Genomic DNA, 15,296 nt, shown 5'->3' with positions numbered 1-15,296 from the left:
CTCACGGGACGTTCCCCGGCCGGACAGATCGACGTTGACGCGGCCACGTCCGGCACGGCGACAACACCCGTATGCGTGTCGTCATCGTGACCGAATCCTTTCCCCCCGACGTGAACGGCGTCGCCCACTGCGCGCTCCAGACCGCCCGCCACCTCGTGGACCGCGGTCACCACCCGCTCGTCGTCGCTCCGGCCACCGCACCCGGCACCGGTGCCGACGCCCTGGCGGAGCCGTGTCCCGTCGTCCGTGTCCCCTCCCTCCCGCTGCCCGGCTACCCGCAGGTCCGCGTTGCCCTGCCCAGCCGGCGGCTCGCCGCCGCGCTCACCGGCCACCGTGCCGACCTGGTCCACCTGGCCGGCCCCTTCGTCCTCGGTGTCCGGGGCATGGCGGCCGCCGCCCGGCTCGGCATACCCGCGGTCGCCGTCTACCAGACCGATCTGGCCGGATACGCCCGTACCTACATGGGTGCGGGCGAGGCGGCCGCCTGGCGCCGGATCCGCTCCGTGCACACCGCCGCGGACCGCACGCTCGCCCCGTCCAGCGCCGCCCTGCGCGACCTCGAGGCACACGGTGTGCCCCGGGTCCGGCTGTGGCCGCGCGGCGTGGACACCGTCCGTTTCCGGCCGGCCCACCGGGACGAGGCGCTGCGCCGTGAACTCGCCCCGAACGGTGAGCTGATCGTCGGCTACGTCGGCCGGCTCGCCCCCGAGAAGCAGGTCGGCCTCCTGGCCGGTGTCTGCGGGCTGGAGGGCGTGCGGGTCGTGGTCGTCGGCGACGGGCCCAGCCGCGCACACCTGACCGAGGCCCTGCCGGGCGCGGTCTTCCTGGGCCGGCGCACCGGCGACGAACTGGCCCGGATCTTCGCCTCGCTTGACGTGTTCGCGCACACCGGCCCCTTCGAGACGTTCTGCCAGACCGTCCAGGAGGCCATGGCCAGCGGCGTGCCCGTGGTGGCTCCCGCCGCCGGCGGGCCGCTCGACCTGGTCGCCCACGGGCGCACCGGGCTGCTCGTCCCGCCGTGCGACGACGCCGCCGTTCGGGAGGCCGTGCGCACCCTGGGCGCCGACGCGGGTCTGCGGGCCTCGTACGGCGCCGCCGGGCGGGCGACTGTCGAGGGACGCACCTGGGCCGCCGTCGGCGACCGGTTGATCGCGCACTACGAGGACGTGCTCGCCACCCGGAGGACGGCGGTGGCGGCATGACCGGCACGCCCCTGCGCATCGTCCGGCTCGCCAATTTCGTCACCCCGGCCTCCGGGGGCCTGCGCACCGCCCTGCGGGAGCTGGGCAAGGGGTTCCGGGCGGCGGGCCACGAACCGGTGCTGGTGGTGCCGGGCGAGCGGCACACCGACCGCGACACGGAGCAGGGCCGGGTCATCACCCTGCCCGGACCGGTGCTGCCCGGCACGGGCGGCTACCGCGTCCTGGCCGACCGGCGGCGCCTGGCCGCACTCCTCGAGCGACTGGCCCCGGACCGCCTGGAGGTCTCCGACCGCACCACCCTGCGCTGGACCGGCCGCTGGGCGCGCCGCGTGCGCGTGCCCGCCGTCATGGTCTCCCACGAGACCGCCGACGGCGTGCTGCGCACCTGGGGCCTGCCGGAGCACCTCGCCCGGCGGACCGCCGACGCCCTCAACACCCGCACCGCGCACGTCTACGCGCGCGTGCTCTGCACCACGGAGTTCGCCGAGCGCGAGTTCGTGCGCATCGGCGCGCGCAACGTCGTACGCGCCCCGCTGGGGGTCGACCTGACGGAGCGGCACCCGGTCCTGCGGGACCCCGGGCTGCGGGCTCTCCACGCGCGCGGCGACGAGGCGCTGCTCGTCATGTGCTCGCGGCTGTCCGTGGAGAAGCGGCCCGGAACCGCGCTGGACGCCCTGGAGGCGCTGCTGCGGCGCGGCCGGCCGGCGGTGCTGGTGGTGGCCGGGGACGGGCCGCTGAGGACGCGGCTGGAGCACCGGGCCCGCGAACGCGGACTGCCGGTGACCTTCCTGGGCCATGTCGCGGACCGCACGGACCTCGGCGCGCTCCAGGCGTCCGCCGACGTGTGCCTGGCGCCCGGGCCCGCGGAGACCTTCGGACTGGCCGCCCTGGAGGCCATGGCGTGCGGGACGCCCGTGGTGGCGAGCGCGTCCTCGGCGCTGCCCGAGGTGCTCGGGTCCGCCGGCGCGGCGGCGGCCGACCGCGGCGGGGCCTTCGCGGACGCCGTGGAACTGCTGCTGGCCCGCCCCGAGCCCGAGCGGCGGGAGGCGGCACGCGCGCGTGCGGAGTGCTTCGGCTGGGGCGCGGCCGTGGAGGCGTTCCTCGCCGCGCACGACGCGGAGGTGCTCGGGCGTGCGGACGCTCCGGCCCGTCCCGCCACCCGGGAGGGCGCGGCGTGAGACCCGTCCCGCTTCGTGGGCTGGGCGACGCGCTGACGGAGAGCGCGGGCGATCCGCTGGGTAGGCCTGGCGAGGCCGGACCGCCCGGCCGGCCGCCGCCCTCACCGAGGACCCGGGCCGCGACCCGCGCGCGTCCGCCGCGGTGTCACAGGCGCCGGCCGCCCGCACCCCGGCGGGGCGAGGGCGGCCGGACCGCCGCCGGGGATCAGCGGCGCCGTACCGCGACGAACCGCACCGGGGTGCCCGGGACCGCCTGCGCGGCCGCCGGCAAGTCGGCCGCGCGCACCACGGCGATCACCGGATAGCCCCCGGTGGTCGGATGGTCGGCCAGGAACACCACCGGGCGGCCGTCCGGCGGCACCTGGACCGCGCCCAGCACCATGCCCTCGCTGGGGAGTTCGCCGCCGCGGGCCCGCTCAAGGGCGGGCCCCTCGGTGCGCAGCCCGATGCGGTTGCTCGCGGGGGACACCCGGTACGCGCGCGTGGTCAGCGCCCGCAGGGCGCCGGCCGTGAACCAGTCGTCGCGCGGGCCCGTCGTCACGCGGAGCACCAGTTCGGCCGGCGGCCCCGGCTGCGGGACGGCGTCCACGCGCGCGGGAGGGCCGGCCGGGGCGCCCAGCGGCAGCACCGCGCCGTCCGTGAGGGGCGCCGGACCGAGGCCGGACAGCAGGTCACGGGAGCGGCTGCCGAGGACGGGCTCCACGGCGATGCCGCCGGACACGGCCACATAGGAGCGCAGGCCGGCCACGGCCGTGCCCACCTCCAGCAGCGCACCGGCGGGCACGGTGACCGGGGCGCCCCAGGCGGCCGGCCGGCCGTCCACCGTGACCGGGCACGGCGCACCGCCGACGGCGACGGTCACCGCCGAACGCGGGCGCAGCGCACAGCCGTTGACCGTGGTCTCCAGGACGGCCGCGTCCGCCGGATTGCCGGCCAGCCGGTTGACCAGGGCCGCCGCGCGCGGGTCCAGTGCCCCGGAGCGGGGCACGCCGAGGTGGGCGTACCCGGGTCGCCCGTGGTCCTGCACGGTGGTCAGCGCCCCTGCCCGCACCACCACGAGCGCTCGGTCGGTCATGCGTCCTCCCCGGGTGCCGGGCACACGCGCGCGTACGCCGTCACGCGTCCTCCACCGGTGTGAAGCGCACCCGCGTGCCCGGTGAGAGCAACGCGGCCGGTACGCGTGTGTGGTCCCACAGCACCGCCTCCGTGGTGCCGATCAGCTGCCAGCCACCCGGCGAGGAACGCGGGTAGACACCCGTGTACGGCCCCGCCAGCGCCACGGCGCCGGCCGGTACCGCCGTGCGCGGGGTGGCCCGGCGCGGGACGTCGTAGCGGGCGGGCAGCCCGGTGAGATAGCCGAAGCCGGGCGCGAACCCGCAGAAGGCCACCGTGAACTCGGTGTCCGCGTGGATGCGGACCACCTCGCTCACGGGCACGCCCCAGTGGGCGGCGACCTCCGCGAGGTCCGGGCCGTCGTAGCGCACGAGGAGTTCGACCCGCTCCCGCGTGTGCGGGGGAGCGTCGGGTGCTTCGCAGGAGGTCAGTTCGGCTGCCAGACGGGCCGGGTCGGCTAGGCCGTCGAGCAGGACCGTACGGGCCGCGGGGACGATCTCGCGGACGGTCAGCGAACCCTCGGCCCGGCGACGCAGCAACTCCGCGTGCAGCGCCTGTGCCTGCGCGCCGGAATCGGCCTCGACCAGCAGGGCGTCGTCGCCGACGGGGAGGGCCGTCACGCGGCTCACGCGAACGCCTCCACCCGGACGCCCGCCGCCGTCAGCCGCTCCCGCACCCGGCGGGCCAGGTCCACCGCGCCGGCCGTGTCGCCGTGCAGGCACAGCGAGCGGGCGCGCACCTGGATCCGCGCGCCGGAGTGCGCGATCACCGAGCCGGAGCGCGCGAGACCCACCGAACGCTCCACGACCGTATCCGGATCGCTCACCACGGCACCGTCCCGGTCGCGCGGCACCAGCGTGCCGGCGTCGGTGTAGGCGCGGTCGGCGAACGCCTCCGGGACGGCGGGCAGGCCCGCCTTCCCGGCCAGCTCCAGCAGCCGCGAGCCGGGCAGGCCCAGGACCGGCAGCGAGGCGTCGGCCAGCAGCACGCCGTCGACCACCGCCGCGGCCTGGTCCTCGTCGTGCACCACCCGGTTGTAGAGCGCGCCGTGCGGTTTGACGTACGCCACGCGCGCGCCCGCGGCCCGGGCGAACACCTCCAGGGCGCCGATCTGGTAGGCCACTTCGGCCGCCAGCTCGGCGGGCGGCACGTCCATCGCGCGCCGCCCGAACCCGGCGAGGTCCCGGTAGGAGACCTGCGCGCCGATCGTCACCCCGCGCGCGGCGGCCAGCTCGCACACCCGGCGCATGGTGGCCGCGTCGCCGGCGTGGAACCCGCAGGCCACGTTGGCACTGGTGACGACGGACAGCAGTCGCTCGTCGTCGGTCAGCCGCCAGCGGCCGAAGCCCTCACCCAGGTCGGCGTTGAGATCGATCGCGGTCATGGTCCCCTCGTGCTCTTCCGGTCCTCGTGTCGGGTGCCGCCCGGTTCCTCGTGCCGGGCGTGCCGCTCGCCGGCGTCAGTCGACGCCGACCACGCGGTACTGCTCGTCCCGCGCGTCGGTCAGGAACATCTGCCCCGGTGCGTGGGTGATGGCGAACGGCGGCCGGGACGCCATCACCGCCGCCTGCGGGGTCACCCCGCAGGCCCAGAACACCGGGATGTCGTCGGGCGCGGCGTCCACCGGCTCGCCGAAGTCGGGCCGGCCGAGGTCCTCGATGCCGAGGGCCGAGGGATCGCCGCAGTGCACCGGGCCGCCGTGCACGGCCGGCAGCAGGCCGCTCTCCCGGATCGCGGTGCGCAGGTGCTGCGGGGGCACCGGACGCATGGACACCACCATCGGCCCGCGCAGCCGGCCCGCCGGACGGCACTGTCTGCCGGTCACGTACATCGGCACGTTGCGGCCCTGCTCGACGTGCCGGATCGGGACGCCCGCCCCGGCCAGGGCCCACTCGAAGGTGAAGCTGCAGCCCAGCAGGAACGACACCAGGTCGTCCCGCCAGTACGCGCGCGCGTCCGTGGGCTCCTCGGCCAGTTCGCCGTCCCGCCAGACCCGGTAGCGCGGCAGGTCGGTGCGCAGGTCCGCGCCCGGGGCGAGCACGGTCGAGGCGGAACCCGCGTCGGTGACGTCCAGCACGGGGCAGGGCTTGGGGTTGCGCTGGCAGAACAGCAGCATGTCGTAGGCCCAGTCGGCCGGCACCGAGATCAGGTTGGCCTGGGTGTGCCCGGCCGACACACCCGCCGTGGGTCCGGAGAGGCCCTCCCGGAAGCGGGCCCGCGCGGTCCGCGGGCTCCACGCGTGCGCGTGCTCGTCGACGAGGGCCACGGGCCGGTCGGAGGTACGGTCCGTCCGCGTCACGCCAGTTCCTTCCCGCGCGTCTCCGGCAGCCCGAGCAGGGCGAGCGCCGCCAGGCCGTAGCCGACCGCGCCGAAGACCAGCGCGCCGCCCACGCCCCAACTGTCGGCCAGGAAGCCCACCAGGGTCGGGAAGACGGCGCCCACCGCGCGGCCGGTGTTGTACGTGAAGCCCTGACCGGTGCCGCGCACCGCCGTCGGGTACAGCTCGCTGAGGTAGGAGCCGAATCCGCTGAAGATCGCCGACATGCAGAAGCCGAGCGGGAAGCCGAGCACCAGCAGCAGGGTGTCGGCGCCGTGCGGGATGTGGGCGTAGGCCAGCACACAGACCGCCGAGAGCAGCGCGAACAGCCAGATGGTGCGGCGCCGTCCGAGCCGGTCGGTGAGGTATCCACCGGTCAGGTAGCCGAGGAAGGCCCCGGAGATCAGGAACGTAAGGTAGCCGCCGGTGCCCACCACGGACAGGCCGCGCTCGCTCTTCAGGTACGTCGGTACCCAGGTCGCCAGCGTGTAGTAGCCGCCCTGCACGCCCGTGGACAGCAGGCTCGCGAAGAGCGTCGTGCGCAGCAGCCCCGGATCGCCGTCCGAGGCGGGCCGGAAGATGGCCGCGAACGAGCCGCGCCGCGGGCTCTGTTCGCGGGCCGCCGTCGCCTGGGGGGCGTCGTGCACCCGGCGGCGCAGCCACACCACGAGCAGCGCGGGCAGCGCCCCGGTCCAGAACATGATCCGCCAGGCCAGGTCGTCGCCGACGACGGAGAAGACCAGCGTGTAGACGACCGCCGCCAGCGCCCAGCCGACCGCCCAGGAGCTCTGGATCGCGCCGAGGGTACGTCCCCGGTGCCGGGCGCTCGCGTACTCGGCGACCAGGATGGCGCCCACCGCCCACTCGCCGCCGAAGCCGAGGCCCTGCAGAGCGCGGAAGACCAGCAGCGTCTCGTAGTTGGGCGCGAAACCGCAGGCAACGGTGAAGACGGCGTACGTGACCACCGTGATCATCAGCGCCCGGACCCGGCCCAGCCGGTCCGCGACGATTCCCGCGACGGCCCCGCCGACCGCGGAGACCACCAGCGTGACGGTGGTGAACAGGCCGGTCTGGCCGCTGTCCAGACCGAAGTACGCCGCGAGCGCCACCATGCTCAGCGGCAGCGTGAAGTAGTCGTAGGAATCCAGGGCATATCCGCCGAAAGCTCCGGCGAACGCCTGGCGGCCGCGCGGGCCGAGCGCGCGCAGCCAGCCGAACGCGCCGTCCTCGGCGGCGCGTTCACCTGGTGCCGGTCGCAGGTCCGGTGTCGCGGACCGGGGCGGAGGGGTCGTGCTCATGGGCACCTCGCAGAGAGGGGGGACGGAGGGTGCGGGGAATTGAGCAGTGCCGTGCGGGCGCTGTGCCGTGCCGAGCACCGTAGAGGATCGTTCAACGATCCTTCAATACCCCTGTTGTCTCGTCCCCTCGACTGCGATTGAATTCCGGGCATGGCAGAGCAGCTGACGGGACTGGCCGACGACCGTGCCCTCCTGGGGCGCACCAGCACCGCCGAACGGGTCTCCGACATCCTCCGAAGCCGTGTCGCCGAGGGCTATTTCCCGCCGGGCACCCGCCTGTCCGAGGACGCCATCGGCGGCGCGCTCGGAGTGTCCCGCAACACACTGCGCGAGGCGTTCCGGCTGCTCACCCACGAGCGTCTGCTCGTCCACGAACTCAACCGCGGCGTCTTCGTCCGGGTCCTGACCGTGGAGGACGTCGAGGACATCTACCGCATCCGCGCCCTGGTCGAGTGCGCCGTGGTCCGCGGCCTCGGCGAGCCGCCGTACGCGCTCGACGGGCTGGCCGCGGCCGTCGCCGAGGGGCAGCTCGCCACCCACGAGAACGACTGGAAAGCGCTGGGCACGGCCAACATCCACTTCCACCGCGAACTGGTGGCGCTGGCCGGCAGTGAGCGCACCGACGAGCTGATGCGCAGCGTCTTCGCCGAGCTGCGGCTCGCCTTCCACGTCGTCGACCACCCGCGCCGGCTGCACGAGCCGTACCTCACCCGTAACCGCCAGATCCTGCAGGCCCTGCAGGCGGGGGACCGGCGCGAGGCCGAGCGGCTGCTGAGCACCTACCTCGCGGACTCGCTGGAGCGGGTCGTGGAGGTGTACCGGCGCCGGGTCGGCGAGGACCCCTCGTCCTGACGGCGGGCTCCGACCCCTCCCCTGGCACCCCTCCCCCCCGGACGCGGGCCCCGCCGGGATCGCCCACGCTCCGCCGCGCCTCCCGCGGCGTCCGTGGAACCCGCCCCCGGCATCTGTCGAGCGTCTGTGACGGCCGTCGCTTCTGCGTCGTTTGGGTCGTTGTCAGACCGAGGACCTAGTCTGTGCACCGTGACTTCGCCTGCATCGACGGACAGCGTTCCGGCCCAGCTCAGCGCGGGACCGCGCCCGGCACCGGGCCCGGCCGCCGACGAGGGGCTGGCGCGGCGGCTGCGCGCGCTCGCCTGCACGGCGCCGCTGCACGACCTCGACGCGCGCAAGGCCAACCTGGCCGGCGAGTACTCGGTGTACGGCATGGCCGAGGTGGCCCTGGCCGCCATCGACCTGGTCACGCTGAACATGGACTTCGACACGGGCGCCGACCACGAGCAGATCGTGGCCCGGCTCGTCCCGCGGATCGCCGCCCAGGCCCCGCACCGGCCCGCCGCCGAGCACGAGCGCGTGGCCCGCTGGGTCCTGGAGAACCTGATCAACGTCGGCAGCGTGGACCGCGGCTTCCGCGCGGTGTACGGCACGTTCGCGCCGGACGGCACCTACGTCCGCCGCGACTACGACTTCAAGCTGATCGAGGAGGTCCCCGGCCCCGGCGGCACGGTCTACCTGCGCACGACCGACGAAGCGGTCAACGTCCTCGTCGGCGCCCTGGACACCGACGTGACCAGTGCGCAGATCGCCGCCGAGGTCAAGCTCGAGGTGCTGATCAACCGGGGCCGCCTCGCCGACGCCCAGCTCGCCGCCGAGCAGGCCCGCTACCGCACCGTGCAGTACTCGGAGACCCTGCGCCGCGCCCTGGAGGCCACCCGGCGCAACGTCCGCGCGGTCGACTGGCTGAACGCCGTGCCCGACATGATCGCCGAGGCCCTCGACCACGTGGCCGACCGCTACCGGCACGAGAACGCGATCCTCACCAACATCCGCAAGGCCCGCGACGAGACCGAGGACTCCGGGAACAAGCGCCGCGCGGCCGAGCTGGTGGACATCGTCAAGGACTGCATCCGCCGGCACACCCAACTGCAGTCCCGGCTGCTGGAGGCGGGCCCGCTGTTCCGCGCCGAACAGGACAGGCAGGCGTTCGCCCCGGCGGCGTCCACCTCCGGGACCGATCTGTACGGCCACCTCCTCGCGCCCGCGCTGCCGCTGCCGCTGGAGCGGGCGGTCCGCGTCACGGACGCCTTCTTCGCCAGCGCCACCGGGCTGCGCACCCCTGTGGCGGTGCGGGTCGGCGACCTCGTGGACATACTGCTGACGCCGCCGGTGGAACGGGAGCACCTGGGCGCGGAGATGCCCGAGCCCGACCTGATCGCGACACCGGACGACAGCCGGTTCAGCGAGGAACAGCTCGCCGCCGCCATGGAACTGCTGGACCTGCCGGCGGACGCCCCGCGCAGGCTGTCCGGACTCCTGGCCCAAGCACGCGGACAGGACCCCGAACTGCCCTACCTGGTGGCGCTGCTGGCCGTGCACGCGGCCAGCCCCGCGGTCGGCACCGCCTACCGGCAGGGCGAGCGGAAGCTGCTGTTCGCCGTCGACGACGGGACGGAACTGGACGATCCCGAGTTCGGCGGGGCCGACCTCATCGTCGGAACGGCGCTGCTGGACGCGGCGGGAATGGCCGCCGACCGGACGGAAGCAGCATGAGTGAGCGAGACCGCGACAAGGAGCCCAGACCGTGACCGAGCACGTCGAGTGGAGTGACACGGAGGCCCCGGCCCCGTCGGCGTCCGCCGCCGTCACCCCCGCCGACGCCGCCGACGCGGCGCGGCTCGTCGCCTTCGGGCTGCAGCCCAGACTGCAGCCCGCGCGCGACCAGGAGTACACCGACCTGCTGCGCCGCTACCGCGAGGAACCGGCGTTCGCGCGGCTCGCGGACGCCGTCGCCGCCGGCCTCGGCCTGATCGTGCTCGAGGTGTCCCCGCGCGCGGGGATGGCCGTGACGGCCGCCGAGGACTCGGTGTTCGCCGTCCGCATGGGCGACTACGCGCGTCGCACCACCGCCGACTCAGGGGACCGCTTCCTGCACGGGCTGGCCCATCTGGCCGTCGCCGCCCTGGCGTTCCCGCGCCCGGAGGACCTGGCCGACGACGCCTACATCGGCCGGATCACCGTCAACGGCGTCGACGCCTTCGTCCGGCAGGCCTGCCGCCGGCTGGAGGAACGGGCCGAGGAGCGCGGCGAGAACACCGACCCGGCCACCGACGCGCCCGGCCTGGAGGCCGCCTGGCGGATCTGGGCCCGGCGCAGCGCGACCGGCGCCACCAAGGACGCGCGCCGGCCGGCCGCCTCCACCACGGGCATCGTCGCCAAGGCCGCGGCCTTCCTCACCGAATCCGGCTTCCTGCAGCGCACGGGGGACGAGCACGGCGGCACCTACCGCACCACCGCGCGCTACCAGCTCCAGGTGCGCGACCTGGCCGGCGGGGCCGCGATGGCCGAGCTGCTGGAGCTGGGCGTCGTCCCGGTCACCGACGGCTCGGCCAGCCTGCTCGCCGCAGAGGACACCGAAGACCTGGACCTGGTGGCCGACGCCGGGCTGCCGTTCCACTCCTGATCCACCGCATTCCTGACCAGACTTACGAGAGTCCGCCATGTACGAGCTGTCCCGGATCCGCCTCTACTCCATCGGGCCGGCCGGTGCGCGCTACGCCGACACCGTGCTCGACCTGCGGGGCGTGGGCGGGCCCGTGCCCGACCCCGCGCCCACACAGGCGGAGTTCTTCGCGGAGGAGCCGTCCGGCCCGCCGCGCCGGCCCGCGCCCGCCGGTGTGCTCTTCCTGGAGAACGGCGGCGGCAAGTCCGTCCTGCTCAAGCTGATCTTCTCGGTGATGCTGCCCGGCCACCGCAACACTCTCGGCGGCGCCAGCTCCGGCGTGCTGCGCAAGTTCCTGCTCGCCGACGACTGCGGGCACGTGGCGCTGGAGTGGCAGCACGTGCAGACCGGCGAGTGCGTCGTCGTCGGCAAGGCCAGCGAGTGGCGCGGACGTCAGGTCTCCAGCGATCCGCGGAAGTTCGCCGAGGCCTGGTACTCCTTCCGGCCCGGCCCCGGACTCAGCCTGGACAACCTGCCCGTCGCCGAGTCCACCGCGGTCCGGCCGCCCGTCGAGGGCAGCTCGGGCGCCCAGGGCCGGCGCCGCACCATGAAGGGGTTCCGCGACGCCCTCACCGAGTCCGGCAAGGCCTACCCCCACCTCGAGGTGCACTGGGAGGAGATCCACGACCGCTGGATCGAGCACCTCGGCGACCTCGGCCTCGACCCCGAACTCTTCCGCTACCAGCGGGAGATGAACGCCGACGAAGGCGAGGCGGCGGGCCTCTTCGCGGTCAAGAAGGACTCCGACTTCACCGACCTGCTGCTGCGCGCGGTCACCGACACCCGCGACACCGACGGCCTCGCCGACCTGGTCAGCGGCTTCGGCAACAAACTCGGCCGGCGAGCCGAACTGATCGCGGAGCGGGACTTCACCGCGGGCTCCGTCGACCTGCTCGGCAGGATCGTCGAGGCCGCCGGGACACGCGCACGCGCGCGTGACGTCCACTCCGGCGCCGAACGCCGTACCCGCACCCTGGCGCGGCGGCTGTCCGGGCGCGCCGTGCGGGAACGCGTGCGCGCCGCCGACCTGGCGCAGCGCGTGACCGCCGCCGCCTACGCCGTCACGCACACCGAGGGGGCGCGCGAGCGCAGCTCGCTCGTCGCCGCCGAACTCGCCTACCGGCACGCGTCCCTGGCGCTCGCCGCCGCCGAGAAGGCCGCCGCCGCGCAGAAGCGCGAGCTGGCCGACGCACGCACCCTGCACTCCGCCTGGCAGGCCGCCGAGGTCGTACTGCGGCACCGCGCCGCGGCCGACCGGGTCGCGCGCGTGTCCGCCGCCATCCAGGAGGCCGAGCGGGACGCGGCCCCCGCGCTCGCCGCCCGCGCCAAGGCCGCGGTGGACCTCGTACGGGCCCTGCACGCGGCCGCCGAGAGCGCCGAGAGCCTCGCCAACGAGGGGGAGGAGCGCTCCGCGGCCCTCCAGGAGGTCGGTGAGATCGGCTACCGCGACTCCACCGCCGCCGCCACCGAGGGCCAGCGCGCCCGCAGCGAGGCGGGGCACCTGCGCCAGCGGCTCGCCGAGGTCGAGCAGGAGACGGCCGAGGCGGTGCGCGCGGGGTGGCTCGACGACAGTGCTCCGGACGCCGACCCGGCCCGCGCCGCGCTCGCCGCGAGCGACGCCGAGAAGACCGCCGTCGCCGCCTGGGACACGGCCCGTGAGGCCGCCCGCAGGGCCACCGAGCACGCTCGCGAGGCGGCCTCCGCCGAGGCGCGCGCCGAGCTGACGGCGGCCCGCGCGGCGGACGCCGCGACCGCGGCCGAACGCGCCCACGAAGCCGAACTGCGCCTCGCCGAGTCCCTGGCCGCCGAGGACCGGCTCGCCGAGCTGCTGAGCCTGCCGGCCGCGGCCGGGGCGGCCCGGCCCGGGGTGCCGGCGCCCAGGAGCGAGGGCGCCGACCCGTCGGCGCGGACGGGCGATCCGGTCACGGCCCCCCGTTCGCGCGCCGAGGGCCCGCTGGGACCGGAGGAACTCGACCGCTTCGCCGACGAGTTGCGCGAACTCCTCGACGACGCCGTCGCGACCGCCGAACGGCACCTGTTCGACCTGCGGACGGCCGCCGCCGACGACTCCCGCATCCTCGGCGCCCTCGGCGACGGCGGGCTGCTGCCGCCCGGACCCGACGTGCTGGCCACCGTGGAATTCCTCGGCGAGCACGGCATCCCCGCGCTGCCCGGATGGCGCTACCTCGCGCAGGCGGTCGACCCGGCCGACCACGCGCGCGTGCTCGCCGCCCGACCCGAACTGGTCGACGGTGTGATCATCACCGACCCCGGCACCCACGCGCGTGCCCGCGAGGCGCTCGGCGACGCCGCCCTGCTGCCCCGTTCCGCCGTGGCCGTCGGCACTGCGGCGGCCCTGCTGGCCCCGACCCCGGCACCCGGCGCCACCCCCGGCGACGTCTTCCTGGTGCCGCCGAACCCGGCCATGCACGACGAGCACGCCGCGGACGAGGAGCGGCAGGCCCTGCGCGCGCGGGCCACCGAGCGCGACGAGGAGATCCGCGCGCTCGCCGCCCGGCTCGGCCGGGACCGCGAGCTGGCGGCCCGCCTCACCTCCTGGCGCACCGGCTGCCCCGCCGGACGGCTCACCGAACTGGGCGAGGCGGCCCGGGAGGCACGCGGGTTCGCCGAGGAGAGCGAGGCCGAGCTCGCCGAGGCCCGCACCGCGCGCGCGGAGGCCGACGAGACCGCCGCCGAGGCCACGCAGGTCCGCGACGAGCGGCAGGAGGCGGCGCAGCGGGCCCGCCGTGCCGCCGACGCCCTCGCCGGGCTCGCCTTCCGGCTGCGTGAACGGGCCGGCTGGCAGGTCAGGCTCCGCGAACTGGCCGACGAGGCCGCCGAGTCGGAGGCCCGCGCGCAGGCCTGTCTGGAGCGCGCCCGCGCCGCCGACGAGGACCGCCGCGCCGCGCAGCGGGCCGCCGACGACGCCCGGCGCACCGCGCGTGCGCTGCGCGCCGAGCGCTCCGAGATCGCGGGTGCCCCCGACGACGTCCCGGCCGGTGACACCGACGCCCCGAAGGCCTCCCTGCCCGCCCTGCGCGAGGCCTACCGGGCCGCCTCCCAGGTGTACGAGAAGGTCGGCGTCGGCGCCGACCTGCGGGCCGAGCAGGCCCGCGCGGAGAGCGACGAGAGCGCCGCCCGCGCCGAACTGGACCGCCTCAGCAACAAGGTCCGCACCCGCGCCGAGCAGCTGCTCCAGTCACCGGACGGCTCCGACGGCCCCTCCCGGCAGGCGGCCGCCGCGCGCGCGGAGGAGCTGGTGCAGCTCCTGGAGACCCGCATGTCCACCGCGAGCGAGCAGCTCGGCCGGCTGCGCGGTGAGGCCGAACGGCACGCCCCCGAGGACGGCGAGGCACACACCGAGCTGTCCGAGGAGCTCACGCCGCGCGACGCCGAGCACGCCCAGGCCCTGCTGCGCACCGCCACGGCCGAACTCGCCGCCCGCACCGAGGCGCTGGCCGAGGCCCGGGACGCGCATGCCGAACTGCTGGACGCCCACCGGGCCGCCGAGGACGCCGCCGGCGGCTTCGACGAGATCGCCGCGATGCTCCGCGACCTGCTGCGCGAGCACGCCGCCGACGAGGACCAGGAGGAGCCGGAGCCCTACCCCGGCACCCCCGAGGAAGCCCGGCACTCGGCCGCCGAGGCCCGGCGCTCCCTGCGCGGCTGCGCCGCCGACCTGTCCGCCGCCGAGACGGCCGTGCGCGAGGCGAGCGACGTGCTCGTGCGGCACGCCAACTCCACGCGGTACGAACAGGTCCGCACCCCGGCCCGGCAGCAGATCCGGGAACTGCCCGCCTCCGCGCTGCCCGAGCACGCCCAGAAGTGGGCGGACGCCTTCGCGCCCCGCCTGCGTGTCCTCACCGACGAACTGGCCCAGCTGGAGCGCAACCGGGACTCGATCGTCGACCGGCTCCGGGGACTGGTCGAGTCGGCCCTCGCCACTCTGCGCTCCGCCCAGCGGCTCTCCCGTCTCCCGGAAGGACTCGGCGAGTGGTCCGGGCAGGAGTTCCTGCGCATCCGCTTCGAGGAGCCCGACCAGGCGACGCTCACCGAACGGCTCGGCGAGGTCATCGACGAGGCCACCCGCGCCGCCGTGAAGAAGAACTCCGACCTGCGGCGCGACGGCATGTCGCTGCTGCTGCGCGGAGTGGCCGCCGCGCTGCAGCCGAAGGGTGTGGCCGTGGAGATCCTCAAGCCGGACGCCGTACTGCGCGCCGAACGCGTCCCCGTCGGTCAGATGGGCGACGTGTTCTCCGGCGGGCAGCTCCTCACCGCCGCCATCGCCCTGTACTGCACGATGGCCGCCCTGCGCTCCAACGACCGGGGGCGGGACAAGCACCGGCACGCGGGGACGCTGTTCCTGGACAACCCGATCGGCCGCGCGAACGCCACCTACCTGCTGGAACTCCAGCGCGCGGTGTCCGACGCCCTGGGCGTGCAACTGCTGTACACCACCGGCCTGTTCGACACGACCGCGCTGGCCGAGTTCCCCCTGGTCATCCGGCTCCGCAACGACGCCGACCTCAGGGCGGGGCTGAAGTACATCAGTGTCGAGGAGCACCTCCGGCCCGGTCTGCCGCAGCAGCCGCGGGCCGGTGAGGCGGTGCACAGCGAGATCACGGCCACCCGCATGTTCAAACGGCCGGCCTCCGCGAGCTCCTGACCGGA

At 75.6% G+C, this 15,296-nt stretch carries 11 protein-coding genes; 6 read left to right on the top strand and 5 right to left on the bottom strand.

Annotated elements, in window-relative coordinates; all coding sequences use genetic code 11:
• The first annotated feature begins 71 nt into the window (after window positions 1-71).
• Entirely contained in the window at window positions 72-1,202 is a 1,131-nt protein-coding gene (locus ACWCPN_RS09675; protein ID WP_451203876.1) for a glycosyltransferase family 4 protein, read from the top strand.
• Window positions 1,199-2,380 carry a glycosyltransferase gene (locus tag ACWCPN_RS09670; RefSeq protein WP_451203874.1) on the top strand — a complete coding sequence of 394 codons (1,182 nt, stop codon included), beginning with the start codon at window positions 1,199-1,201 and terminating at the stop codon, window positions 2,378-2,380. Before ACWCPN_RS09675 ends, ACWCPN_RS09670 begins: the two co-directional genes overlap by 4 nt.
• A gap of 205 nt (window positions 2,381-2,585) precedes the next feature.
• Here ACWCPN_RS09670 and ACWCPN_RS09665 read toward each other — a convergent pair whose 3' ends face one another.
• The 5 genes from ACWCPN_RS09665 to ACWCPN_RS09645 form a co-directional block, all read right to left on the bottom strand.
• Window positions 2,586-3,455: a 5-oxoprolinase subunit C family protein gene (locus ACWCPN_RS09665; RefSeq protein ID WP_451203872.1), complete on the bottom strand. Its 870-nt coding sequence runs from the start codon at window positions 3,453-3,455 to the stop codon at window positions 2,586-2,588.
• 40 nt (window positions 3,456-3,495) lie between these two features.
• A complete protein-coding gene (locus ACWCPN_RS09660) occupies window positions 3,496-4,113 on the bottom strand; it encodes a 5-oxoprolinase subunit B family protein (RefSeq protein ID WP_451204529.1) in 618 nt (205 codons plus the stop codon).
• Between the two features lie 5 nt (window positions 4,114-4,118).
• Window positions 4,119-4,877: a LamB/YcsF family protein gene (locus ACWCPN_RS09655; protein ID WP_451203870.1), complete on the bottom strand. Its 759-nt coding sequence runs from the start codon at window positions 4,875-4,877 to the stop codon at window positions 4,119-4,121.
• 75 nt (window positions 4,878-4,952) lie between these two features.
• Window positions 4,953-5,792, bottom strand: coding sequence for a putative hydro-lyase (locus ACWCPN_RS09650; protein ID WP_451203868.1), 840 nt, complete (start codon window positions 5,790-5,792; stop codon window positions 4,953-4,955).
• Window positions 5,789-7,108 carry an MFS transporter gene (locus ACWCPN_RS09645; protein ID WP_451203866.1) on the bottom strand — a complete coding sequence of 440 codons (1,320 nt, stop codon included), beginning with the start codon at window positions 7,106-7,108 and terminating at the stop codon, window positions 5,789-5,791. Before ACWCPN_RS09645 ends, ACWCPN_RS09650 begins: the two co-directional genes overlap by 4 nt.
• A gap of 150 nt (window positions 7,109-7,258) precedes the next feature.
• Between ACWCPN_RS09645 and ACWCPN_RS09640 the strand changes: the two genes are divergently transcribed.
• The 4 genes from ACWCPN_RS09640 (at window position 7,259) to ACWCPN_RS09625 (ending at window position 15,291) form a co-directional block, all read left to right on the top strand.
• Window positions 7,259-7,960 (top strand): GntR family transcriptional regulator, encoded by a 702-nt coding sequence (locus ACWCPN_RS09640; protein WP_451203864.1) that lies wholly within the window; start codon window positions 7,259-7,261, stop codon window positions 7,958-7,960.
• A gap of 189 nt (window positions 7,961-8,149) precedes the next feature.
• Window positions 8,150-9,676 (top strand): hypothetical protein, encoded by a 1,527-nt coding sequence (locus ACWCPN_RS09635; protein ID WP_451203862.1) that lies wholly within the window; start codon window positions 8,150-8,152, stop codon window positions 9,674-9,676.
• A gap of 31 nt (window positions 9,677-9,707) precedes the next feature.
• Window positions 9,708-10,586, top strand: coding sequence for a hypothetical protein (locus tag ACWCPN_RS09630; protein WP_451203860.1), 879 nt, complete (start codon window positions 9,708-9,710; stop codon window positions 10,584-10,586).
• A gap of 37 nt (window positions 10,587-10,623) precedes the next feature.
• Complete coding sequence (locus ACWCPN_RS09625) at window positions 10,624-15,291, top strand: hypothetical protein (RefSeq protein ID WP_451203858.1); 4,668 nt, start codon at window positions 10,624-10,626, stop codon at window positions 15,289-15,291.
• The last annotated feature ends 5 nt before the right edge of the window (window positions 15,292-15,296 follow it).

The sequence above is a fragment of the Streptomyces sp. NPDC002386 genome (genome assembly GCF_053593175.1).
Note: the sequence above shows the minus strand (reverse complement) of the source record. Positions and strands in the feature narration are given on the sequence as shown.

Excerpts from the sequence above, each read along its gene's own strand:
- ACWCPN_RS09675 (WP_451203876.1), top strand. The coding sequence starts at position 72 with ATGCGTGTCGTCATCGTGACCGAATCCTTTCCCCCCGACGTGAACGGC.
- ACWCPN_RS09670 (WP_451203874.1), top strand. The coding sequence starts at position 1,199 with ATGACCGGCACGCCCCTGCGCATCGTCCGGCTCGCCAATTTCGTCACC.
- ACWCPN_RS09665 (WP_451203872.1), bottom strand. The coding sequence starts at position 3,455 with ATGACCGACCGAGCGCTCGTGGTGGTGCGGGCAGGGGCGCTGACCACC.
- ACWCPN_RS09655 (WP_451203870.1), bottom strand. The coding sequence starts at position 4,877 with ATGACCGCGATCGATCTCAACGCCGACCTGGGTGAGGGCTTCGGCCGC.
- ACWCPN_RS09645 (WP_451203866.1), bottom strand. The coding sequence starts at position 7,108 with ATGAGCACGACCCCTCCGCCCCGGTCCGCGACACCGGACCTGCGACCG.
- ACWCPN_RS09640 (WP_451203864.1), top strand. The coding sequence starts at position 7,259 with ATGGCAGAGCAGCTGACGGGACTGGCCGACGACCGTGCCCTCCTGGGG.
- ACWCPN_RS09625 (WP_451203858.1), top strand. The coding sequence starts at position 10,624 with ATGTACGAGCTGTCCCGGATCCGCCTCTACTCCATCGGGCCGGCCGGT.